This is a genomic window from Bacillus sp. BS98 (assembly GCF_008432245.1).
GTDB classification, from domain to species: Bacteria; Bacillota; Bacilli; order Bacillales; family Bacillaceae_G; genus Bacillus_A; species Bacillus_A toyonensis.
On sequence record NZ_CP043830.1, the window covers coordinates 2,995,155 to 3,019,469 of the forward strand.

Below are 24,315 nucleotides of genomic sequence, written 5' to 3' on the forward strand. Positions count from 1 at the left end.
CTCCTCTTATATATTATTAATCAATTTTTTTTGATTAATAACGCAAAATTTTAACAGCAACTACCTTTGCCTGTTTTTCTAAAGATACAGCACAATTCTTCTGATAATAAATTATTTACTTCCACATCATTTAAATCATAATAACTCCACGTACCTTTTGTTTCTTTTATAATTAAACCTGCATCTAATAAAATCTTTAAATGATAGGACAACTTAGATTGCGTCATTTCAAAAACCTCCGTTAAATCACATACACACGTCTGGCCTCGCTGACAAAGCTCATACATAATCTCTAAACGCTTTTGATCCGCCAACGCTTTAAACTTTTTCTCATAGAGCTGAAAATCTTGCGCCACTGTAGTTCACTCTCTCTTCATCAATTTTTTTTGATGTTTATAGTATATATGCTGATTAATTTATTATGCAACTAATTAATCAAATTTTTTCGATTTATAAAAACTTCCTCACGTCATATCTTTGCTACAACTAAAAAGGACCATAGCCTTTTCAAAAATAAAAAACTACGGTTCTTTTTACAACTTAATAGTTACAATATTTCCGAGGAATGGAGTCTCTATAACCGTTTTAAATTTTAATTTGACCATTATAGAGTAGTGCTTCATCACTATCAAGCTAAGAAAAACAAATACCCCCAAATGAAAAAAATCGATATAACGCTTCGGCAAATAAAGATAACTCTTGTTTTTGTTGCATATTCATAAAAAGCACATTACTATTCTCATTAACATAAGAGAATAGTAATGTGCTTTTAATTTCAAAAATAGTCTAAATCCTTAAGTTGATGGTTGTGGGGCGGGCCCCCAATAAGAACGGTATCTAAGGTTGTATGAGAGGTGTTAGTTCCATTCCAAAGGCCTCAGCCGATGATTAACTCAAGTACCGATTTCGGATGACCCCCATGTGATGAAGTTCGTGTCCTGCGATGCCGTACGCGAGGGCGCGCACCGTAATGCTTAGGTTGTTGGCTGTGCCCTTGCGGGTCCACTCCTCCGCCGGTAGCCCGCGCAGCAATGTGATCGTTGATTGCCGTACGGCCCGGTAGTCTTCGGCCAATTGCTCGGTTGTCCAGCTTCCGAAAGGAGGTATGAACAATTCCTGATCGAAACCGGTCAGAGGCGTCTGGTCCCCTCTTGCGAACCGGAGCAGGCGGTAGGTCATGACGCGTTCCGCGTCTGCAATGTGGCCCACGACTTCTTTCAGCGTCCATTTTCCTTCCGCATACCGATATGCGGCCTGGCTTTCGGTCAACGATGCCAGGAGCTCGGTCATTTGCTTTTCCTGGGCGAGCAGAATATCGATGATGTTACCGTCCGGTACCAAACGGATATATTCGCCAGAGTTCCCGGCGTACTCTTCTTCTGACGGTCTTTGATTCATGCGTAGTCACCTCTTTATGTATATATAGAAAATTATAGCACTCGTCTATGTCTAATAAATTCTCGAAATGATAGAGCTTTCCTTCTAATAATTGAGGATAAGCAACTATTTAGTTTGTCGGTCGCCACACTATCCTGATTCGTTAGCACCATAAGCAATGCTAATCAATAATGCATAAAGTGAAACTTTAATCAGTGGGGGTTTTCTTCATCCCCCACTGATTATTAGCCCTCACCAATCGGACTTTTATGGGCAGTTGATCCCCCACCTAACTTCTTTGCTTTCGCTGCATTTTGAGGTGGGGGTCTTACTGCCCATTAAAGCGGGATAAAAATTATCTGTTATACAATATTTCGAAGTTATTTATATATAAAGGTAACACCTTCTTTTTTAATTTAAAGGTGGATTTTCAATTATATTTTGAAATGAATCGGAGTAAAACACACTAGTATAACTACTTTTTTATACAAGATTTTATGCAAAAAAGAATAGCGAAGATCCCTAGAATCTCCGCTATATCAATGATGTATAAAATCTTGTATAAGTGATAGATAGACATAGAGACAAAAGATTTAGTAAAAACAAGGATTCTATGAAAAACTTGCTACCGATAATGAGACGTTATGTTAACCGAATATGTATATCATATACAAAAAAATCACACGATGTATTACTCCTCGCTAATGGTATAATAAGGAAAGACGGAAGGAGAATCTCAATGAATTTCATACAATTTTTTGATGTTACATTTAATATGCTGTATACGTTTTTTTCAAAAGGAATTTGGATAGTCCTCTTCTTCTTTTTCTTGAATAAGTTATACGAGAACCAAAAATTGATGGCAACATCACGTGTAATTACTGCCGTTCTTCTTGGGCTTTATCTCTTATACATTATTTTAGGACCCCTATTCTACTTCCAATAACGAGAATTATGTAAATAAGCTGTCCATGTGGACAGCTTATTGTTTTTTTGCTTAGCATGCAAAATTCGTGTCTTGTTGGCGGTACCACATTGCCATCAACCTAAGCTTTTGAGATACCCCCTATAACGAAATTTCCACCTTTTTACAGTTATTTATGAGAATTCAGCTCATTTTTTCGTTTTGGGGAACAATCAATTTCTTAAGTTGATGGGTATGTGATAATGCTTCCATTTGAACAAATTTTCCTTTTCCATACCGATCACACATCTTTTGTAGAGTAATAGTATCAGCATATCCCAGTTTAAGAGGTTACTTACAAAATATTCGAAATTTTTTTGCGAGAATCCTCCGAAATGTAATACGGACTTTAAATATTTTCATTTATAATTCTCTATTTGTCTATACTTTTCATACCGCTGTTGTATAAGCTCTTCCGAGGATAATAGTATCAATTTTTTTAGAGATGATTCGATTACAGATTCAATCATTTTTGCCTGTGATTTTATATCATTTTGTGCTCCACCTTTAATTTCAGGAATGATTTCATCAATAATTCCTAAATGTTTTAAATCTTTTGCTGAAATTTTCATATGTTCAGCAGCTTCTGGAGCATACTTAGCGTCCTTCCATAGGATAGATGCTGCTCCTTCTGGCGAAATTACCGAGTACCATGAATACTCTAACATATGGATATGGTTACCGACACTAATGCCAAGAGCTCCACCACTTGATGCCTCTCCAATTACAATACAAACAATCGGCACTTTAAGTGTAGTCATTTCAAATAGATTTCGAGCTATCGCTTCAGAAATTCCACGTTCTTCAGACCCTATCCCTGGATAGGCGCCTATTGTATCAATAAATGTAATAATAGGGCGATTAAATTTATCAGCTTGTTTCATAAGTCTTAGCGCTTTTCTATAACCTTCTGGATGTGCCATTCCAAAATTTCTTTCTATACTTTCCTTTGTATTTCTACCTCTTTGATGACCAATAACCGTAACGGGCATTCCTTTAAATTTTGCAATACCACCCATCATTGCTTTATCATCACCATATAATCGATCACCATGAAGTTCGAGAAAGTTTGTAAACAATAAAGGTATATAGTCCAATGTCGTGGGTCGGTTACGTAGCCTTGCAATTTGAACTCGTTGAAAAGGTGTAATATTAGAATAAATTTTATCTTGCATTTTATTTAAACGTTTTTCTAATTCATGAATTTCTGACGATAAATCTACATTATTTTCTTTCATAATTTTCTTTAATTCATCAAATTTCTCTTTTAATTCAATAATAGGACGTTCAAAATGCAAACTCATTTTATCCTCCAAATGTTATGACTTACCTCACTCTAATCAAAAGGCTTAGAAATAGAATCAATAAATAATTCAAAACCATCCACAACTATTTTTTGTTCTGATTCTGATAAATTATTGAGAATACTTTGATAAAATGTAATGGATTGCTCTCTTAAGCAATTAACAGTTATGTGACCTTTTTCTGTGAGGTGCAGAAAAAGTTCTCTTCTATTTTTTTCATTTACTTCACGATAAATAAGCCCCTTTTTTACTAACTTATCTACCAATCTACTTACAGTTGAAGTCTCTAATCTAAGTTTATTGGATAGTTGCCAAACAGTTAGTTTTTCCACCTCTAGTTCCTCTAACGCCATCATTTGAGAAGTTGGTAAAGGTTTTTCAAATGGTCCATTGGGCAAATTTTGAGATTCAAAAACCCCAGTTATTATAATCATTTTCTTAATATCTGTCCTTAGTTTTAAGGCATCTTCTCTTTTCAAAAAGGTCACCCTCCTACAACTAATGTATCATACATCAATTGTATTATACATGAATATGATTTTTTCACAAGCTTAACGTAAGCCAATATTACAACATGGACGAGATATTTCTTCTTGTTAAAATGGTATAAGTGGATTGTTTTCTACAAATGGCAGAACATCAATTATGTATCAGGGGCCTTTATGGGGTACCGCTCATCGCAATCAAGCCAAGAAAATAAAACTACCCCAAAAACGAAACTTTGTGATAACTTGTAACAAAAAAATCATAATTTTTTGGGGAGTTCTAAATTCTTAAGTTGATGGGCATGGGGTAGCACCACATCGCCATCAAGCTAAAATTTTATAGCACCCCCAGAACGAAATTTTGTACTATCTTGTAACAAAATGCTCATTTTTTCGTTTTGAGGTATTTGCGTTTCTTAGTCTGATGGTGATGGGGTGGGGCCCTAAACAGTACAATTTTATTTCAAAGACACAACGATCTTACTACACACTTTTTATTTATCCCACACTCTCATCTGCTAGTATTACTATTTTTTATTACTAATGTTGCCGTTTCACTCGGATGGCTAAGAGGAAAATGATGGCCATATGGAACAAAATCAACCTTACCAAGATGCGATGGAGCAGAATAGCCTCTGTCATAATCCCCCCAAATAATGTGAAGATTATACTTTGTTACTTCACTGAAATCACCTTGATTGTTTTTCAGTAGTAAACTATTAAGCTGAACCGTAGTATTTAAAATTCTAGGAGAAGTAAAACTGTTACTTATTTTTTCGATATAATGTTCAGGGATGCTCTCCATACTTTCAAACAAACCATTACTTAATAAATAACGCCCTATCAAATTAGTAGTTGCCAATTTTAATGTCCATTTGTTCATAAATTGGGGAACATTTAGCGATGTAGCATTTTTTTTAGCAACAGGTGGCTGAAGTAAAGTGATTGAATACTTCTTATCTATGTACTTTTGTACCAATGCTTCCAGAAGAATAAACGCACCGAATGAATGGCCAATTAGATGTGCACCATTAGTAGCTTTCTCCAATAACTTTTTCACTACATTCAAATAGATATCTAGAAGATTTTTCTCTTGTTTAAAAGGAGAACGTCCCAAACCTGGAAGATCCAAGATCCATACAGGTTGACCAGTTTTTTCATGAAGCTCTTGTGCTAAAGGAAATAAATCCTCTCCATCACTCAATAAACCATGTAATAAAATAAACGGTTTACCCTCTCCTTGTAATTGATAAAGGGTAGTGTTATCGCATAATGTTCGTTCAAATAAATGATTATGCTGGCCATTTTGATGCATCATTCGATAATCCAAATCAGCTACTACGGCAGGGAAAAATTTCGTTACACTCGTCTTCTTAAACCAATCTCCTCCCATAATTTTTTTCGCTGGAACATTTGAAAATTTTCGTCTTGTAATAAAATTCAGTCCATCCGAAGGGATTTTTGTTATTTTACTTACTCCACTATTCATAATTGCTTTCATAAGTGGCATTGGGACAGAGATTTTTGGTGCCCTCATATTCATACTTTCCGACATAATACTTAATAATTCAGCAATGTTCTGATCGTGCTGTTTGTCTTCAACAAGTGTATATGTTTGAATAGTCGGTTGTTCCAATCTGAAAACCTGCACAATAAACTTCGCAAGCTCATCGTTTGAAATAAGTGGTAACCTATATCCCTTATCCCCAGGAATCACTGGCATGAGCCCTCTTCGCATGCTCATCACAAGCAAACCTAATCCTGCTATCTGCTCTGTACTCCCTGTTTTACTACTACCGACTACAGTTGGCGGATTAATTACAGAAAGCGGATAACCTACTGCTGATGCCTGGTGACGGATATAAAGATCTGCTAAAAATTTTGTTCTCTCATATGGATTTTTTATTTTCAAATAATTGTTTCCTTCTTTAAACACATCAATTGCAATCTTGCTATTTTTATCATCAAAGGGGCTCATATAACCTACAACATGAATAAATTGTTGCAAGCCCTTCAATTGATGAATACTTTTAGCTAATTCACTAATATGTTTGGCGCCATTTAAAAATACGGAAGCTGCCTCTTTACTTGTCGCTTGAATATCCATGGGGCCTCCTGCGTGAATAATCACATCCGTTTTCAATACCCTCTCCTTATCTTCAGCACTTAGACCTAAATCTATTTTCGTCAAATCACCTTCAATAAAGTGCATAACTGCCTTTTTTAAGATGCCTCTTTCTTGAAAAATGCGTATTGCTTTACTTTTCGACCTTACTAAAAGAAGAATTTTAACATCCTCTTTGGCTAATTCTTTTACTAATTGCTTTCCAATAAAGCCTGTTCCACCAGTTAAAAATACTGTTCTCATATAAAATCCCCCCTTTTTAGTACTACTCAGTACTAATTTGATGTAAAAAAAATGCTTCTTTTATCGAAGCAATTTTAAAAAATGATCTGCTGTTTTCGTGATTACAGTTGCATCTTTCAATGTTTCTGAAATAAATAACGCTCCTTCAAGATTTGTAATAAACAGTGATGCAACCTCATCAATATGAATCGTATTTCTGAATTCTCCATTCTCTACCCCTTGTTTAAGTAATAGAGAAACTTTCTTTTGTAATCCTGTAAAAAAAAGAACTATTTTTTCTTTTATTTGCGTGGCCTGTTTAGGACTTTGAATATAAAGAGTAATAAATGGACAGCTCCCCTTATACTCTCTCGATTGAACTCCTTGTGATAATTGCTTTAAAAACAGTTGGATACGATCTTCAACTAAAAATTGGTTCTGAGAAAGTACGTCATCAATTGCAGATTGATACATTTCAATCCAATAATCAACGACCCCTTCTAATAATACTTCCTTATTAGAAAAGTGATAATACACATTAGACTTTGAAACTTTGCTTACACGTACTAATTCATCCATACTTGTATAAGCAAACCCTTTTTCTAAAAATAATGTTGCAGCTACTTCAATCACACGTTTTTGATTCATTAATTTTACCTTTGTCATAACTAGAACTATATAGTACTAATTTAAACATTGCAAGTATTTATGTTAATTTAGAAAAAAATTTGATAAAAAATTTCCACTAACATTGATTTTACTGCAAAAAAATCTTATTTTGAATAAAGTTGAACTGAACCCCGAAATTGTTAATTCACTATCGTCTAATAGAGGTTGCAATACATACCCATCAACTTAAGAAAAAGAAATGCCCCCAAAATAAAAAAATGAGCGGCTTCTCAGAATAGCTATCTGTAGAGAAAGAAAATTTTAATTAGGGGGATATGAAAATATTAGCTTGATGGTGATGGGGTGCTCCCCCATCGCTATCAAGCTAATATTCTGAAGTACGCCCAAAATGGGAATTTTATATTTCTATGGTTAATTAGATCTTAGTTATTTTAGGAATCCTAAATTTCCTCAGTCCAATTTAGAAGTTCTTTTCAAAAAATAGGGTTCTTAAGATACTTATCTTAAGAACCCTATTTTTTGATTTAGCATGGAAAGTATAATCTTTTCTAATTCAGCTTTATTTAAAACATCCTCAATAATTACAACTTGATAGGCATTGTCCTTTCCTTTTGCAGGAACAATCATTTTCATCCCCTTTATATTCCTTCCAGTTCATAATTTTCTATCTTGTCATTGTCATTAATCATAAATAAAATGGATCTTCTCCTCGTTCTATAGTGATGGTTTTTTCCTTTTTCTAAAATAGCGGATTGATAAATAAATTTTCTTAAAATTAAAGAAGTTGAGTGCGAAAGCAATGAAAATAAACTATTCTTTTCATAGAAATATATAGAAAGTTCGACAATCCTAATTATAAAAATTCACTCCTTTATCATTGACAGAAAATTCAAATTCAATATATAATTTTGGTATTACCAATGTCTTGAACATGTATTACCATTAAATAAAGGAGACGATGACTTGAAAGAAAAGGAACGCACCTCAGATAAAATTGTGAACGAATTAATTAAATCCATATTGGCCGGTGTTTATTCTATAGGAAGCACTTTACCGCCGGAAAGAGAGCTTGCGAAAGAATTTGGTGTTGGTCGCCCAACTATTCGTGAGGCGCTTCAACGTTTAGGAAGAAGTGGCTGGATAACAGGAAGAAAAGGAATGCCATCGATCATTAATGATTATTGGAGCAATGGTAATCTAACGACACTTATTAATATTGTTGAGAATCATCATACCATTACAGATGAATTCATTATGTATTTATTAGAATTTAGAAGTTCGTTGACTCCGACTTATATTCGTAATGCTGTTACGTTTAATCAACCTAAAGTGGTTGCTCTCCTTGCTAATCTTGAGCAACTTGAAGATAGTGCAGAAAGCTATGCAGCATTTGATTGGGATTTGCAAAAAAGGTGTGCTGGGCTTGCTGCCAATCCAATCTTTCTACTCATTTTAAATAGCTTTGATTCCATTTATGTAGATATGGCAAAAAGGTATTTTTCTGTAAAAGATCATCGTGAGTTATCCTTCAACTATTATCACGACTTATTAAAAGCTGCATTAAAGGGAGATGCGATTGAAGCAGAAAGATTGTGTAAGACAACATTGGAGAAAAGCTTGGCTCTTTGGAAAGATAGAAAAAAATAAAGAAAGCTGGAGGCGTGATAAATGAAACTAAAATATTTTAAAGAATATTTTTCCTATCCTGATATTTTGATTATGAGCTGTCTTTTCCTCACTAGCTTTGGATTTATGATTTTACATTTAACCTCTATCGGAATTTGGGGTGCTTTTATTTTGGGAATGATTATGTATTCCTTAGCTGAGTACGCTACTCACAGATTTATTTTTCATCTAAAGCCACCAAAGAATGCATTTTTATTAAAAACGCTTAAGCGCCTACATTATGACCATCATACAAATCCGAATGAATTACATTTATTATTTTTACCCTTATGGTATAGTGTGCCAAACATTGCAATTTCAGGAACGATTTTTTATTTTCTTTCATCCAGCTTTGTCATGACAAACGCATTTATTGCAGGTATTATGCTCTTTTTATTATTTTATGAGTGGAAGCATTATATCGCGCATCGCCCCATTCAACCAATATCACCATGGGGGCGATGGATGAAAAAAGTTCATTTATGGCATCACTTCAAAAATGAAAATTACTGGTATGGTGTTACGAATCCAGCCTATGATTTTCTCATGGGAACCTTTAAAGACCAAAAAGATGTTGCCCAAAGTAAAACTGCTAAAAACCTAGAGAAACGTGGTGACCAGAAAATAGAATTATAAAAATAATCTATTGTCATCATCCTGGAAATGTTGAATGAATTTTGCAGATTCGACATTTCTCAGGGAGTGGCAGGCATTTTTTCCTATTGAGTAGTACGCATGGTAATAGATTGCGTAAGGATCTTTTGAAAGTTTGTTCTGATCATTTACGAATTTATGTTCTTTTTAGAGGTATTTGTTGGAATGTCTATTAATCAATGAAAGATGAAAAATGAATGTGAAAATAAAAAAGAACTCTTTCATCTGTTGAGGAGTTCTTTTCATATAAATTACGATTGGGGTACCGTCACATCACCATCAAGCTAAGAAATGCAAATACCCCAAAACGAAAAATAAGCTGCCTTCTGTCAAAAATACACGAAATTTTTAGCTTGAGGTGTTATAAAATTTTTAAGTTGATAGGTAGGGTCAATACCCCATCGCCATCACCTTAAGAATTCAGAATTACCCCAAGACGAAAAAATGAGCGTTTTTGTTACAAGTTAACACAAAATTTCGTTCTGGGGGTACTATAAAATTTAAGGTTCATAGCGATGTGACGGTACTCCTATTAAAGACATTTCTCCTTCTAAAGTAGACAGTACTTGCAATCTTAGTACGAATCACAGTTGAATTCATGTTACTTAATCGTACCCATTCCGGAAATTTTAATGTTAACCTTGACGTTTACATCGCCTTTTGCTAATTCGTTATTCCATTTATTTTGGACTTTTTTCCATTCTGGATATGTGTAAGTTCTTGCATATCTCCCAAGCCCAATAGGATCAATATTGGCAGTTTGTATTTTCTTTATTAATTGTTTGAAATCAGCTTCCAGCTTAGTTTCGATCGCCTTTTGTAATTTTGCTGCATCCTTTCTTGTATTGAACGAAAAAAGCCGTTCTGTAATGCCGACCCTCATCTTTATATCTGTATTAAATATAAACTTATTATCATATCTTACCTTTGTCTTTACTTTAATATTATATGCAGTAAAACTTATCCAATCTTTATCCTGGCTATTAGACTTTAGTTTAATTGCAATTGTAAATGGAAAATCGCCTGCAGTTCTTTGTTGCAGAATGCGTAATAATTTATTTTCATCGTATTTTAGTGTTAATTTATACCGTCCTTTTTCATCTAGCAAAGCTGTACCTGTCACAAATATTTTTTTCGTTTTTTTCATCTCAGTCATATTTGCTGTTAACCCTTTGTCTGCTATTTGTTCATGTAGTTCTTGAAGATTTGTTTTTACTGTTATATTTCTTAAAGAGGCGGTATCAACTAGTTTTGTTAAATATAGAGGAAGACGCGGCTTATCTTTTGGATTGTAATAGATGACGTCTGAAACAGGTCCATCTACAGCAACAACCCTTGTGGTAACTGTATTTTTGGGATCTCGGTAAAATGGATCGAGATATTTCATCCAATTTTTTTGTTTCAGTAACCGTTTTCCAACTAAAATAACCTGTGTTTTGCTTCCCGAGGTAAGTGCCATAACAGTAGCATCAAATTGGTCTCTAGATTTTCGAACCGTAGCAGATTTTACAACAGTAGTTTCTTCTTTTACTTTTGCTTCTTTATTAAAAACAGGGCTTGATATATACACTAATAAATTATCATTACGATCTAAATCAATACCAAGAACAAGAGTAAGAGAAACGTCTTCAACATTTGTTTGATCAAAGCATCCAGTCATCATGAATACCGATAACAAAATACAACACAGTACTTTTCTTTTCAATGTATCCTCCCCTGGCGAAATTTCTCATATAGACAGCAGTACAGCCATAAAATGATAGGTAATATATAGGTTAATCCTAATCCAGCATTCGATAATACCTGTTGCCAAATTTCGGCTTCATTCCAACTAGGATGAGTCCAAAATATGAATCCGATAATGAGCAATAAGAGAATAACTACATGAGGGCTATGGTCTTGTTTTCCAAGTAATTGGCTTGAACAAAATACAGCGCAATATATGGTGGGAATCCATGCTGTGGAAACAACGGGTAAGTAAAGAGCCAATAAAATCATGTCAAAACGTTCTAAAAAACGAAACTCAATTACTTTCAGTAAATTTAGTACTGGTTGGTTAAATTGCGTAATGCTATCAGGGCTAAAATAGGCAAAGCAAACAAAAGTAGCAAATAAATAAAATAACATCGTTAAAGTATTTGCAATAACCATTCCATGGACTGCATACTGTTTTTTTTGTAAAAAGGGATATAAAAAGAACGCAATATCAAATCCTAAATAAGCAAAAATAGTGGTCGGTACAGCTGTAAATATAGGTTTCCACCCATCTTTTAAGAGAGGAAAGAATGGCATCCAACTTCCGTTCTCTTTAAGAGGTATCAAAAAAAATAACGGAATCCAAAGCATCGTATAAAAAGTAAGTTCGGAGTACCGCCCTATAATACGAGGGCCGTTACGCGCGACAAGAAAGGTAGGAATCGAAAACAAAAAGATAACGAGATAGTCAGGCGTTTTTGGAAGAAGCCATCCCTTAAGATAAAGCATAGCGTTCACAAGAACTACACAAGAATAAAAAGCGAAGTACATCATGTAAATAACAACGAATGCTTTCCCTACTATTTTTCCAAACAATCGTATAAGAATATCATAAATCGTATCCTCAGGATATCTTGCAGCTGTTTTCACTATAAACACACCTGATATTGTGGAGAAAATCCAACCAATCAATATAGCTATCCATCCATCTGTTCCAGCCTTTTCTGCAAGCACACGTGGAAGCGATAAAACGCCAGTGGCCACCTGCATTCCATTGATTAAAACAATATACTGCATAAGAGAGATTTCATTATAAGCATACTTTTTCATAATTTCACCTTTTATTATGATTCTTTCCTTGTCGAATAGATTGAATGGCTCTTTTTCCCTTAGGACGTCTTCTTATTGCCCATAAAGGAAAGCGTACAAAAGCATCTTTCATATCTGCAAAGCGAAACGGTGCTAATGGCATTCCATAAGGGGTACCTAGCGATTCAAGGCTGATTAGATGTCCAATTAATGTCATCCATCCGATAACAAGTCCAACAATTCCAAATAAGGCAGCTGCTAGCATCATCGGAAAACGTAAAAATCTTACTGCCGCTCCCATATCATAATTAGGGATAACAAAAGAAGAGATGGCGGTAACAGCAACAACAATAATCATAATATTGCTTACAATTCCCGCTTGAACAGCCGCTTGTCCAATAACAATACCACCTACAATTCCAACTGTCTGACCGATCGGAGTAGGTATCCGTAAAGCCCCTTCTCTCATCGTTTCCAATGTTATTTCCATAAGTAATGCTTCCATAACTGGAGAAAAGGGTACGCGCGTTCTTGATTCTGCAATAGATAAATACAGCTCTACAGGAATAACTTCAAAATTAAAGGAAATAAACGCAACATAACTCGCAGGTAAAAATAAAGCAATCATAAAGGCGATAAAACGAAGCACCCGAATAGACGAAGCAACTAACCACCTTGTACCGTAATCATCCACTCCTTGAAAAAAGGAAATAAAATTTGTTGGAGTAATTAACACATTAGGCGAATGATCCATTACAGTTACAAATCTGCCCTGTAAAATGTGAGATACTGCCAAATCAGGTCTTTCAGTTAATATAAATTGCGGAAACGGTGAGTAAGGGTTATCTTCAATGAATTCTATAAGTTCGCCATTACTAGCAACAGCGTCGACTGTAATATTTTGAATTCGTGTTTCTAATTCCTTCAGCACATTTTCAGAAGCTACATCTTTCAAATATAAAATAGAAATTCTGGTTTTGCTTCGTACACCAATTGCCATTTCTTTTATCGTTAATTCTCGATAAGGAATATACCTTCGAATCATTGCGATATTTTGACTTCCAGTTTCTATGAATGCTTGATGTGCACCTTTTAGAGCTATTTCGTTATGAGCGTCTTCAACACTCCTTTGTGGCCATCCTTTTGTATCCAGTTGATGTGCTGTTGTTCGACTGTGAATTAATAAAACACTATCTCCCCCAAAAATAGCATTTTCAATCTGACTCAATGTATTAATAATCTTAATTTGTCCTAATGGAATTGGAAGTTCTGTATTGGTATTAAAGTCACTATTCATCAAAGGACTTAGAACATGATTTTGAATCAATTCTTTATCTGTTAATCCAGATAAATATACTAAAGCTGCTTCTAATCCATCTACTGTTATTTGAAACCGCCGAATTACTAAATCAGGCGCTTGACGAAATATATTCTGAATATTAGCTATGTTTTTGGTTAAATCAGCGTCTAAGAGGGCGTCTTCAATATTTTTTTCCTGAAAATGAGTATTGTCTCGTATTGGAAATGACTTAGGATTATCTCTATATTTTAAACGCCTCAAAAATTTAGCCATGATTCTCTCACTTTCTATGTACTTTTTATAATATGTTTAGTATGCATATATTAAGAAAAAATATCCTACTAACTAGAGAGGTAACATTAGAATTATTTCTATAAATTTTCGGGTGCATATTTCATAAAAATCAAGTTCAAAAATAGTCCTTTAAGTTGATGGATGTGTGATACTACCAAGCTAGTAAAACTAAATTTCCTTAAAATGAAAAAATACGCTATTCTTTCTGTAGAATCATAGGAAAGGATGGCGTACTTGCACTTGAAAAGCCTGTGACATTTGTAAAGATCGGAGTGAAATAACTAAATGCTGCAAACGTACCACCAATAATGAACATACTTGTTACGTACGCTGCCCAAAGATGGATATTCTTAAATCGCAGAAGTTCGTCTTTCCAATTTAATTGCTCTTTATTTGAAGATGATGGTAACAACCGTTGAATCATAATCCCTGATACTAGCACAAGAACCGAAACTGCCCCAAAACTAATACGCCAGCCAAAATATTGCGAAATAACGGTTGTTATAGGTAAACCTAATACAGTTGAGAACATTAAACCTGCAAGTACAATTGATGCAGCTTTTCCCCTTGAATCAGAGTGAACCAATGTTGCAGAAAAGGAAATCGCAACTCCAAAAGCTGAAGCAATACCAGTTATAATACGTGAAATCATCATAATATTATAGTTCCAAGCAATAGCTCCGAGCGATTGACCAATTAAAAATACGAACATTAAAAACAATAATGCTTGTTTGCTGCGCATCCGTAAGAGGATTGCAGTTAAAATGGGGCCTCCTATTACCATTGCTCCTGCATAAGCTGAAATTAAATACCAATAGATGATACAGAAACCTGGAATGCAAGAGCAAGTTCATTCATCATACCTGCAACCATAAATTCTGATGTAGTCATACAAAAGATTGCTAAAGCTAATAAATAATCGATGGCATAAAAACACTCCTTATTCATAATTGTAATGATTGGTACAAAAATAATGCGAAAAAAGAGCGCACTAAGCGCCACAAATAGACTCTACTGTTCCTTTGATAACTTGTTCAGACTGAAACAAGGATCGTTTCATATCTAGTAATTTACTTGATTAGCTTGATGGGTATGGAGTAGTGCCCCTATAAACAAAACCCTCCAGAAACATCTATAATCTGCCCCGTTACCCAGCGGCTATCAGAAGAAGCAAGGAATGCTACTGCATCTGCAATATCTTCAACTTGCCCTATTCGTCCAAACACAGATGAATTCGTAGCAAAATTTCGTATTTCCGGATTATCTAGCAATTTCACATTCATATCAGTCTTCGTATATCCAGGCATAATTGTATTCACTGTTATACCTCTTTCTCCAAGTTGTTTAGCTAGAGGAAGTGTCATCGTATTTAGTGCACCTTTACTTAAACCGTATGCAATGGATCCTGTAAAACCAAGTCTTACTTCAGCTGATGAAATGTTAATAACGCGCCCCTCTGCTCGTAGTAACGGTAATGTTTGCTGAATTAAAAAGAATGGCGCCTTAATATTTACGGCCATAATTTCATCAAAAACTTCTTCTGTCGTATTTTCAATCGTTCCTTGTGTACCTATCCCTGCATTGTTTACTAAAATATCAATCTCTGATGTACCAACTCTTATTTGTAATTCATTTTTTAATTGTTCTACTAGCTTTTTGACACCATCCATTGAATTGAGCTCAGCTTCAATTATGAACGCTTTTCCTCCATTGGATTCAATCTCACTAATCGTTTCATCTGCAGCTGTTTTATTTCGGCCGTAGTGAATCGCAACTAATGCACCATCTTTCGCCAATCTCATTGCAATGGCACGGCCAATGCCGCGACTCGCTCCTGTTACTAACGCTACTTTCCCATCAAGATTCTTCATTTTTTCCATCCTTCCTAAATTTCCGTTTGATAAAAACCTATACTTATATTTTCATGCAAACACCAATCATTTTAAATATAGATTTATAGGTAATTTAGTTCGTTCACTTATGATATTATAGTTATAATTTGTGATTCACTTAAAAAATATAATAAGGAGGCTACACAATGCAAAACGCAGTAAAATTGGATGAAATCGACCATAAAATTATGAACTTGTTGTATGAAAATGCAAGAATTTCTGTTTCAGAAATAGGACGGATTATATCCATGACGCAGCCTGCTGTAAAGGAACGTATGAATAAACTTGAAGATCAAGGAGTTATCGCAGCTTACCGAACAAAATTTGAGCCTTCCAAAATTAATAAAAACATTCAAGCATTCATCATGTTTAAAACGAGCCAATGCTCTGATTTTATCCAATATTGTAATGCCGCTCCTGAAGTAACAGATTTATACCGAATTAGCGGGGAATTTAATTATATGATGAAGGTCATGAGCGATTCGATGGATTCTCTCGCTACATTTTTAGACTCGTTAATGCAATTCGGATTATCATCTCCTTTAATTGTTTTAAAGAGTGAGTTTGAGGAGAAATTGTCGTTCTGATAAAGGGATACGTATTATCTCCTGCTAACAGTAAAAGTTTTTCCTTTATGAGAAAAACCAACAAAATCAATGATTAGTAAACAAAAAAGAACATTGATATTTCAATGTTCTTTTTTGATATCTCTACTTATTAATTAGATTGCTATTCGAAAAGAGCACCTTAATCCCCTTATCCCTGATTCCTCTGCGCCTCTCTAAACTCTTCCTTCACCTTCTCTAACAACCCTTCTTCCGTAATTAATCGATACGCCGTATTTGCTAATGCTTTTGCAGATGTAATTAGCGCTTTGTCTCCTAATTCTGAACGGGCTGCTTCTCTAAATTCATTCGTATGCGCAATTAAGTCATCTGGACCTATTTTAATGTACGGGTGAATGGTCGGTACGACTTGGCTGACGTTTCCGGCGTCGGTTGAGCCGATGCCGATTCTTTCTTTACGATTTACTTCTTCACCTAGTAGTTCTAGTTCTTCCGCTACGATGTCGTTATATGTTTTTGTTACGAGTAGTTCATCAATTTCATTTTGGAATTGATGAATTTTTACTTTTGCACCTGTTGCTAACGCTGCTCCTTGTGCTATATTTCTTACTTTTTCTGTTACTTCCGCACATCTTTTTCGCGTAGCTGCACGGATGAAGAACCTTGCTGCGGCATAGTCAGGAATAATGTTAGGTGCTTTTCCGCCTTCTGTAATGACGCCATGAATTTTCACGTCTAAGGGAAGTTGTTGGCGAAGTGCATTAATACTGTTGTAAAGCTGAATCACCGCATCTAATGCGTTAATCCCTTCTTCAGGTGAAGCTGCGGCATGAGCTGTTTTTCCGTAAAAATGAAAATCAAGTGGATCGACTGCTAGTGAAGGGTTCGTCGTCGCTGTCTTTCCGCTCGGATGAATCATAAGCGCCGCATCAATGTTTTTAAATAACCCAGCTTTTACATAACTCGACTTTGCGCTACCATTAGGCCCGCCCTCTTCTGCTGGTGTTCCAAACACGACAACTTCTCCGCCGATTTCTTCAAGCGTTTCTGATAATGCGATTGCTGCTGCAACGCTAATTGTGCCAATTAAATTGTGACCACACGCATGACCGAGTCCTGGTAAAGCATCATATTCCGCTAAAAATGCGATAACTGGTCCTTGTTTTCCTGAACTTTTTCGTGCGATAAAACCTGTTTCATGCCCAGCTATATTATGCTGCAGCTGAAAACCAGCACTACCTAGTAATAAACTTAACGTTCTTGATGCATAAAATTCTTGATTACCAATCTCTGGATTCGCATGAATATCATGACTTGTTTTTATGTACTTTTCCTTATTTCTTTCTATGCTCTCTTCAATTGTTTTTCTTTGTGACGTTACTCTTGTCGCTCCCATTTTTCTTCCTCCTTTTATTTTCACGTAAAAAAGCCTCTTTCTAAAGGATAGAAAGAGGCTTCTGTATATACAGTCAAAATGAGCTTCTTTCTTATCTTTCAAGTTACCTTGCTGGAATTGGCACAGTATTCGTAAAGAATCCGCTGCCGAGGTGTCATAGGGCCAGTCCCTCAACCTCTCGTGATAAGAATTTTCATAAAATTGTATTAAATTATTTTCATTCTAAGTTCATTCCAAGCAAAAGTCAAGGAATTCCTATCCGAATTTACCGAATATCTAAAAATCCTTTTAATACACCAATTGTCTCAGGTGCTTGTAGTCTTGCACATATGTACGGAAATTCCGTACTACCTTCAAACATCATTTGAGATGTGAGTGGTGCCCCTGCCCAAAAGATTTCATCATCGATTAATACAAATGGGAATGCTTTATTTTGTCTTTGTAACTTTACGTTTTTTAACGGAACTGGTCCATCACTATAAACCGTTATTTGTGCATTTGTACGCATTAACGCTTGCCATACTCGTTTATCTACTTGCTTCGTACTTGGAAGTGAAATAATGATTTTTCGTTTTGCAGCTAAAATATCTTTTAATAGCCCTTTCGTTTCCTCCAGATTCATTTCCATAAACCAGCGTAATCGTTTCGATATTTTCCGCTCCCATAATTGTCTGGATGTCGTGCGATCATACACATCCCCGTGACGTTCTATATGAGCTGTTAATTGTGATAAGGCTTGTTTTCTCGAAAGATTTTTACGCATATAATGGCAATCCGATAATTGAATGAACTTCCCTCTCGCTCTCGTTACTGCTACATTGACGAGGCGATGGTTTTTATGGTCAAAGAATAACACACCAGGTCGTTCTTGTGGATAACTATCAACAGTATCAAAGATCATCATATCTCTTTCAGAACCTTGAAACTTATGAACTGTCGCCGCTAATACTGGTATGTTTTGATATTTCGTTCTCTGCAACATTTCCCTGATACACGTTGATAAAAAGCGTGACTGCGCCCTGTAAGGCGTAACCACACCGATCGATTGCACACCATCTAGCAGTCCGATTAACATCATTTGCATCGCTACTAAACCAGACATAATATTAAAACGAGAACCCGAAGCAGCATCTTTTAACGAAAATGCTCCCATTAAACTCGTATCAAATAAAACACTCGCCTCATTTGCGAACGGCTGTAACTGTGCAAGTTCTTTACGCTCTGAAACAGACGGATGATCGTATACTCTATTTTTATAAATAAATGAATTCGTAAACTTCGATATGTCCGCATGCATACGTCTTTGTTCCTGCAACATAAAAAGGTTGGGATGTGCTTCTGATTTATTTACAGAATCAACAATGCCGGCATGATAAAACATATCTTCGCCGAGCCATTTGCGAACGAGTTCATGGTTCGCCATCGCAATCGGAGGTAACTGTAAAAAGTCACCACAAACGACGATACGTTTTCCGAGTGAAGCAGCTAATGCGATTTGCGGAACGAACGCCATACTCACTTCATCTACGACAACTAAATCAAATGTACGCTCATAAATAAGTGAATCAATTGCACATTTTGATAAAGTCGCACCAATTACTTTCGCATTTTCAATATATTCTTTTTCTACTTCTTTAATTTTCGCTTTTTGCTTTCGAAGATCACTTTCAATCTCTTGTATACGCTTCTTATCAGCAGATGTTGCTTTATACGATAAAATTTTTTCACGAAGTTCTTGGCGTGTTTCTTCTAAGTAGAGTCTTTCCTCACCCCATGATCCGTTCGTCGTTTCAACTAACTTCGACGCAAGTAACGTTTCATGATTTCGTATATGTTCATGTTGACTATAACCGTAACGAACAATTTCGCCAGGCGTCCATTTCTTTTTCTTTTCAATTTGCTTCGTTACTTCACTCATTAATACGTCCACTGCCGCATTACTATGAGCTAACACAAGTACCGATTTTCCTTTTTGGTAATGAGCCGAAATAATACGTGATAAATTGTACGACTTCCCTGTTCCAGGCGGTCCCCATACGTACGTTGTCGGATTGTAAAATGAACGATACGCCAATTCATTTTTCGGATTTTTCATCTTCTCAATATGTTTCGGACTGCTCGTCCCATCAACAAGACGCTTTATACGATTACGTTTTAGCTTATCTTTATGTGCCTCTTTCAATCGCTCTTGCAGTTGCTCTAACAATTGCCACGGTTCACTATATAAAACCGCTTCTCTTATTTCACCTTGTATATAATCATTTAATTTCAGTTCTATTTCTAATCCATGTACAGATAATACTTCCCCTGTCGCTTCCTCACCATCGAACTCAATTCGAATTGGTGAACCTTCAGGTAAGCTTACTTCCGAAATAAGCTGAAATACATACACTGTATTTTCATAATCTGTATATAAAAAACGACCGTTCATAATAGAAATTTTACTACCACCTATCGTTTTCCAATGTTTAATTTCATATGCTAATGCATAATGCCACTCTTTCATCGTTTCCGATAATGAAGGAGTTTGAGTAGGTGTATTCATCGTATAATCTCCTTCCTTCTCCCCAAACATACTTTCTCACTATACCATATAACACGCTAAAATTTGTAAGGTTTTTATCTTGATTATTTTCTTAATTTTCAATATCATTTTACATATAAAATTTTCAGAAAGAAGGAATCTACATGCCAGTTAGAAGAATAGAACACGTTGGACTTATGGTTGCAAACTTAGAAACATCTATTACTTTTTATGAAAAAGTAGTCGGCTTACAGCTCATTAAACGTATGGGGCACCCGAATCCAGATTTAAAACTCGCCTTTTTAGGTGTGGAAGAATCGAAGGAAACGATACTGGAACTCATCGAAGGTTATAACTCTTCTCTTCCAGCAGAAGGAAAAGTACATCATATTTGCTTTAAAGTGGATTCATTAGAAGATGAAATTGAAAGAATTCAAAAACACAGCGTAACATTTTTACTAGGAGAAGAAATCGAAACATTACCAGATGGAACACGTTACATATTCTTCGCTGGCCCTGATGGGGAGTGGATTGAGTTTTTTGAGACGGAGAGATAGAAAAGGAAAAGGAGCCGGAATTCTGTCTCCTTTTTTCCCAAGTGCAGAAACGGTTTGAACACCATTAACTTTCACCCTGAAAATTCACCAAGATTAAGAAAAAATCGTTTTGTTAGGAGTATAGAGAATGATCAATGCTGTTTACATTCTTATTTTTTGGGTGCTTATACTATTTCCAACCCTTTATATAATAAAGATAAAGAAGTGGACTATAAAAGCAACTGCCTTATTTCTTGGAAGAATCCTATTAAGCATTGTCTATTTCATAAATGGAATGGTGTTAGGACTGCAACGAAATTGGGTAGAGCCTCCCTATGAAACAGAATGGGATTTCTTTGTAAAGTCTTTACTAAACGGAAAAACTGATGCACTTATACACTTGTTACTTCTAATTATTATCATTACTTTGGATCTATTCATTACATTTTATTATATTAATAAAAAGAAATAGGATATTCTCTCCTATTTCTTTTTTTATGAGTAGCGCCATATCGCTATCAAACTAAGGTTTTATGCTGCCCCTAAACAATAATTTTTTACATTTTTACTCTGGGGATGTCAATTTTACTATTTTTAGGGTATTTATTTTTACTAGCTTGATGGACATGGGGTTGATTTATTTTCTTAGGTTGATAGGCATGTGGTGCTATCCCATTGCTATTAAGCTAAGAATTTAAGTGTAATATCATTTAAGGTAATACTTAAGATACAAATAAAATATCTGTTCCATGTCGCACTGTTTTATTGAAGTCTATCCCGAGTTGTAGCTAGTTCAATGCAACTGTAAATTCAGAGTTCGGTGCGCCAGCAAATACAACCGTTCCGTTCTCTGGTAGTTTCACTTTGTTATTGTCACTAACGACGGTAAAATTGACGCATACTCCATTCTCATCATACACCGCGAATGAACTTCCTGATGGCAACTCCACAGTCATCGTTTTCCCTGCTGCCGTTTGCGGAATCGTAAACCATTTGGCATGCCCATTTTCTTGCAGTGTAACTTTCGATAATTGACCTGCATCAAGGGATTTTACGTTAGATTCACTGACGTATAAAAAGCTGGCCATCTCCATATATTCATTACCATTCTCTGTATAGAAATGAGCTTCCGTCGTATCCCGCCCATTTATCACGGGAATCTGAATTTGATGCGTCGCCGAATTTGGACCTGTAATTTTTTTGCCGTCCCAATACCCATCCTTGAGCGTAATTTGTGTGTTTAGAGGCATTAGTAGTCCTAGATAGTTCATTGAATTAAATTTTTCGTTAACGAGGTAGAACTTGCTACCCTCACGCTTCGCCCATGCAGCAGCTGTTTTCTTCGGTAACACATTGTTTTCTAATTTTTGGGCTAAATATTGAGTCAACACATTTTGCCCCAATCCCGGCGATAATTCATATGTGCTCTCTCTCAAATAAACTTTTCCATTCTTCTCAGTAACGAAGTTAAGCTTGGAGGTACCCTTCTCATTTATAAAGCTTCCATCCGCCGTATATACATATTTTTCTTCCGGTTTAGTTGGTAAAAACAGTTCTCCCTTCTTCGTAATTTCTATTTTGAAATGGCTGCGGCTATTTCCATAAAAACCCGCTTTTTTTACCACGTCTTGAGGTACTTTAGCCTTGACTGGCTTGCCGAAGGATTTATCTGCTTTTATATCCTTAATTGTCCCTTTCTCTTTAAGCCTAGCTAGCAGTAATTTGTTTGCCAACAGTTGATTTGTCGTGCTGCTGCCGCCGGAGGATAATACAGCTGCTGCCATCTTCTGTTCTGGAAGCACGACCAATGTAGCATGTTGCAGTACCGTATCCCCACCCTTAGTCAACGCTTTTATCCCATATTCACTGAATGGGTATAGTTTCACACTATCCCAGCCAAGACCATAGTTGAACATGTTTTCGCTATCTTCCGGCCACATGCCTCTTTTATATTCTTCTTGTTCCATCGCCTTGACTGCTCTATTAGAGAGAATTTCTTTTCCCTGTCCCATAAATATTTGTGAGAATCGCACCACATCTTCTGCAGTAGAAGAGATTCCTCCCGTACCAATCGCATTTACCATTTCACTTGGAAGCTGTCCCTGGTATTTTGGAGAATACTGTCCAGCCCGCTTTTCGTCTTCCCATTTGTCTTGCGATGTTATCGTATGATTCAGTTTTAATGGCTCTGTAAACTTTTGATGTAGAAATTCAGTAAAACTCATACCACTGACTCTCTCTACCAAGATCTCAGCTAGCGTAAAACCATCATTACAGTATACTGAGAACGCACCAGGGTCTGCCTTCAAGTTTTGGTTGGACAATTGCTGCAACAAGATATCATGGGCATAAGCATCATTATCTTTAAATAAAAATACATTATTGTACGAGGAACCTTGCAAACCCGAGGAGTGATTCAACAGCATACGCGGTGTAATGCGCTTGTATCGTTTATCTTTCATTTTGAACTCAGGAATATAGCGGGCAACAGGAGCATCCAAATCAACTTTTCCTTCGTCTACCAGTTTCATAACAGCCGCAGCTGTATATACTTTACTGGTTGAACCAATTCCGTATAGAGTATCTTTGGTTAGTGGCTCTTTCCCTTCTATGTCGTTCTTGCCTGTCTGCCCCGACAAAATAAGTTTACCATTATCAATCAGCGCATACTGCACGCTAGTAGTCTCATAGGACTTCGTGAGTAGTTCAGCGTTCTCTGCAGCAATCTTCTCCAAATCTTGGCTAGCAACTTCTTGACTAGATACAACTGGAGCCTTACTGCTAGAAGACGCTAGCGCTCCTGTTGGTAGGCTCATCGTTAGAGCCAAGGTAGCGGCTAACACCCCAGATAATTTATTTTCCATAAGAAAAATACCTCCTTAGATAAATGATCGATTTCATCTTTTATTTGTACAATTACAAACATCACATAAACTACTATTCCGCCTTTATCCCTACTGTCTAAATTCAACAAGTAAAATACTTTTAAAAAGACCAGGATTTTCGGCTCTACCCATACTGTTCAAATTGCCGTCAACATATGCCTCCCTCCATGTGTCCCTCCAGCAAAAGTATTAAATCCTGGAATAACACCTGTATGTCCCCCTATCGAGACAACGTTAGGAAGTTTTATTTCATAGATTCCTAGACCATATCCATTGATTCCTCCCTTTCCTGTAGAAACTGTAGTGAATATTTGTTTTAGTTGCTGTTCTTTCAGTAATTGCCACCAAGCAAATAAGAAAAAAATTTGTTTAAGTCGTTACACTTCCAATGCGAAAGTAAAAATCTGTTTTCATCGGTTCTTAGTTCTTATATCCTATACACCAGCTGCATACCCCTACGTTTTTCTACCCTGGGAAGTTTTAGCGAGTACCCCGGGGTATCCAAGTTGCAATGTATCTCGCATTACTTGTTCGACGGAAGTACGATCTCGTTGAGTACTTATTTGTAATGAACTAAGTATATTTTGAGTGGAGCCTGTTTTTATCATTGCGGTTGGTGTTAGGTATAATAAAGAGTATCGGCGGTTGTATATTATTTCTTACTAATTACACAGAAATCATCTTCATATTGTTTATTTTTACAAACACCATA

At 35.9% G+C, this 24,315-nt stretch carries 20 protein-coding genes, 2 pseudogenes and 1 riboswitch; of the genes and pseudogenes, 6 read left to right on the forward strand and 16 right to left on the reverse strand.

Annotated features, from left to right (window positions below; genetic code table 11):
- Positions 1-50 precede the first annotated feature (50 nt).
- Together arsR and F0362_RS15560 are read right to left on the reverse strand one after the other, a co-directional pair.
- A complete protein-coding gene (arsR, locus tag F0362_RS15555; protein ID WP_000046017.1) occupies positions 51-356 on the reverse strand; it encodes an arsenical resistance operon transcriptional regulator ArsR in 306 nt (101 codons plus the stop codon).
- 532 nt (positions 357-888) lie between these two features.
- The gene (locus F0362_RS15560; RefSeq protein WP_001076297.1) at positions 889-1,398 is read right to left on the reverse strand and encodes a DinB family protein; all 510 of its coding nucleotides are present in this window, start codon (positions 1,396-1,398) and stop codon (positions 889-891) included.
- A 718-nt stretch (positions 1,399-2,116) separates the two neighbouring features.
- On the opposite strand from F0362_RS15560, the gene F0362_RS31440 reads away from it, so the two are divergent.
- Positions 2,117-2,323 (forward strand): hypothetical protein, encoded by a 207-nt coding sequence (locus F0362_RS31440; RefSeq protein ID WP_001009379.1) that lies wholly within the window; start codon positions 2,117-2,119, stop codon positions 2,321-2,323.
- 377 nt (positions 2,324-2,700) lie between these two features.
- Here the strand turns inward: F0362_RS31440 and F0362_RS15570 are convergent, their stop codons facing one another.
- The 5 genes from F0362_RS15570 to F0362_RS31250 all read right to left on the reverse strand — a co-directional run bounded on the left by F0362_RS15570 (position 2,701) and on the right by F0362_RS31250 (position 7,734).
- The gene (locus F0362_RS15570) at positions 2,701-3,645 is read right to left on the reverse strand and encodes an acetyl-CoA carboxylase carboxyltransferase subunit alpha (protein ID WP_000052091.1); all 945 of its coding nucleotides are present in this window, start codon (positions 3,643-3,645) and stop codon (positions 2,701-2,703) included.
- Positions 3,646-3,677: 32 nt separating this feature from the next.
- Entirely contained in the window at positions 3,678-4,124 is a 447-nt protein-coding gene (locus F0362_RS15575) for a MarR family winged helix-turn-helix transcriptional regulator (RefSeq protein WP_000817662.1), read from the reverse strand.
- A 517-nt stretch (positions 4,125-4,641) separates the two neighbouring features.
- Complete coding sequence (locus F0362_RS15580) at positions 4,642-6,498, reverse strand: alpha/beta fold hydrolase (protein ID WP_001261129.1); 1,857 nt, start codon at positions 6,496-6,498, stop codon at positions 4,642-4,644.
- 60 nt (positions 6,499-6,558) lie between these two features.
- Positions 6,559-7,125, reverse strand: a complete 567-nt coding sequence (locus F0362_RS15585) for a TetR/AcrR family transcriptional regulator (RefSeq protein ID WP_001072321.1) — start codon at positions 7,123-7,125, stop codon at positions 6,559-6,561.
- A gap of 480 nt (positions 7,126-7,605) precedes the next feature.
- A complete protein-coding gene (locus F0362_RS31250; RefSeq protein WP_002093597.1) occupies positions 7,606-7,734 on the reverse strand; it encodes a hypothetical protein in 129 nt (42 codons plus the stop codon).
- Between the two features lie 336 nt (positions 7,735-8,070).
- Between F0362_RS31250 and F0362_RS15590 the strand changes: the two genes are divergently transcribed.
- Positions 8,071-8,754 carry a GntR family transcriptional regulator gene (locus F0362_RS15590; RefSeq protein WP_000659655.1) on the forward strand — a complete coding sequence of 228 codons (684 nt, stop codon included), beginning with the start codon at positions 8,071-8,073 and terminating at the stop codon, positions 8,752-8,754.
- 21 nt (positions 8,755-8,775) lie between these two features.
- On the forward strand, positions 8,776-9,408 hold the full coding sequence (locus F0362_RS15595; RefSeq protein ID WP_000770120.1) for a sterol desaturase family protein: 633 nt from the start codon (positions 8,776-8,778) through the stop codon (positions 9,406-9,408).
- A 619-nt stretch (positions 9,409-10,027) separates the two neighbouring features.
- Here the strand turns inward: F0362_RS15595 and F0362_RS15600 are convergent.
- The 5 genes and pseudogenes from F0362_RS15600 to F0362_RS15620 form a co-directional block, all read right to left on the reverse strand.
- Positions 10,028-11,131, reverse strand: coding sequence for a Ger(x)C family spore germination protein (locus tag F0362_RS15600; RefSeq protein WP_000824425.1), 1,104 nt, complete (start codon positions 11,129-11,131; stop codon positions 10,028-10,030).
- Positions 11,128-12,231 carry a GerAB/ArcD/ProY family transporter gene (locus F0362_RS15605; RefSeq protein WP_000759652.1) on the reverse strand — a complete coding sequence of 368 codons (1,104 nt, stop codon included), beginning with the start codon at positions 12,229-12,231 and terminating at the stop codon, positions 11,128-11,130. The genes F0362_RS15600 and F0362_RS15605 overlap by 4 nt, the downstream gene beginning before the upstream one ends.
- A 4-nt stretch (positions 12,232-12,235) precedes the next feature.
- Positions 12,236-13,783: a spore germination protein gene (locus F0362_RS15610; protein ID WP_001051404.1), complete on the reverse strand. Its 1,548-nt coding sequence runs from the start codon at positions 13,781-13,783 to the stop codon at positions 12,236-12,238.
- Between the two features lie 253 nt (positions 13,784-14,036).
- Positions 14,037-14,752, reverse strand: a pseudogene (locus F0362_RS15615) (MFS transporter); the annotation flags it as partial.
- A 158-nt stretch (positions 14,753-14,910) separates the two neighbouring features.
- A complete protein-coding gene (locus F0362_RS15620; RefSeq protein ID WP_000792646.1) occupies positions 14,911-15,675 on the reverse strand; it encodes an SDR family oxidoreductase in 765 nt (254 codons plus the stop codon).
- Between the two features lie 167 nt (positions 15,676-15,842).
- On the opposite strand from F0362_RS15620, the gene F0362_RS15625 reads away from it, so the two are divergent.
- Complete coding sequence (locus F0362_RS15625) at positions 15,843-16,283, forward strand: Lrp/AsnC family transcriptional regulator (protein ID WP_001178574.1); 441 nt, start codon at positions 15,843-15,845, stop codon at positions 16,281-16,283.
- A 169-nt stretch (positions 16,284-16,452) separates the two neighbouring features.
- Here F0362_RS15625 and F0362_RS15630 read toward each other — a convergent pair whose 3' ends face one another.
- Entirely contained in the window at positions 16,453-17,658 is a 1,206-nt protein-coding gene (locus F0362_RS15630) for a M20 family metallopeptidase (RefSeq protein ID WP_000501421.1), read from the reverse strand.
- A gap of 88 nt (positions 17,659-17,746) precedes the next feature.
- Positions 17,747-17,848, reverse strand: a riboswitch (SAM riboswitch).
- Between the two features lie 75 nt (positions 17,849-17,923).
- Entirely contained in the window at positions 17,924-20,233 is a 2,310-nt protein-coding gene (locus F0362_RS15635; RefSeq protein WP_141540468.1) for an AAA domain-containing protein, read from the reverse strand.
- A gap of 113 nt (positions 20,234-20,346) precedes the next feature.
- Between F0362_RS15635 and F0362_RS15640 the strand changes: the two genes are divergently transcribed.
- Positions 20,347-20,739, forward strand: a complete 393-nt coding sequence (locus F0362_RS15640; RefSeq protein WP_001145292.1) for a VOC family protein — start codon at positions 20,347-20,349, stop codon at positions 20,737-20,739.
- 127 nt (positions 20,740-20,866) lie between these two features.
- Complete coding sequence (locus tag F0362_RS15645; RefSeq protein WP_000606340.1) at positions 20,867-21,190, forward strand: hypothetical protein; 324 nt, start codon at positions 20,867-20,869, stop codon at positions 21,188-21,190.
- Between the two features lie 316 nt (positions 21,191-21,506).
- Here the strand turns inward: F0362_RS15645 and F0362_RS15650 are convergent, their stop codons facing one another.
- Positions 21,507-23,582: a serine hydrolase domain-containing protein gene (locus F0362_RS15650; RefSeq protein ID WP_097838016.1), complete on the reverse strand. Its 2,076-nt coding sequence runs from the start codon at positions 23,580-23,582 to the stop codon at positions 21,507-21,509.
- Positions 23,583-23,672: 90 nt separating this feature from the next.
- Positions 23,673-24,211, reverse strand: a pseudogene (locus F0362_RS15655) (alkaline D-peptidase).
- Positions 24,212-24,315 lie beyond the last annotated feature (104 nt).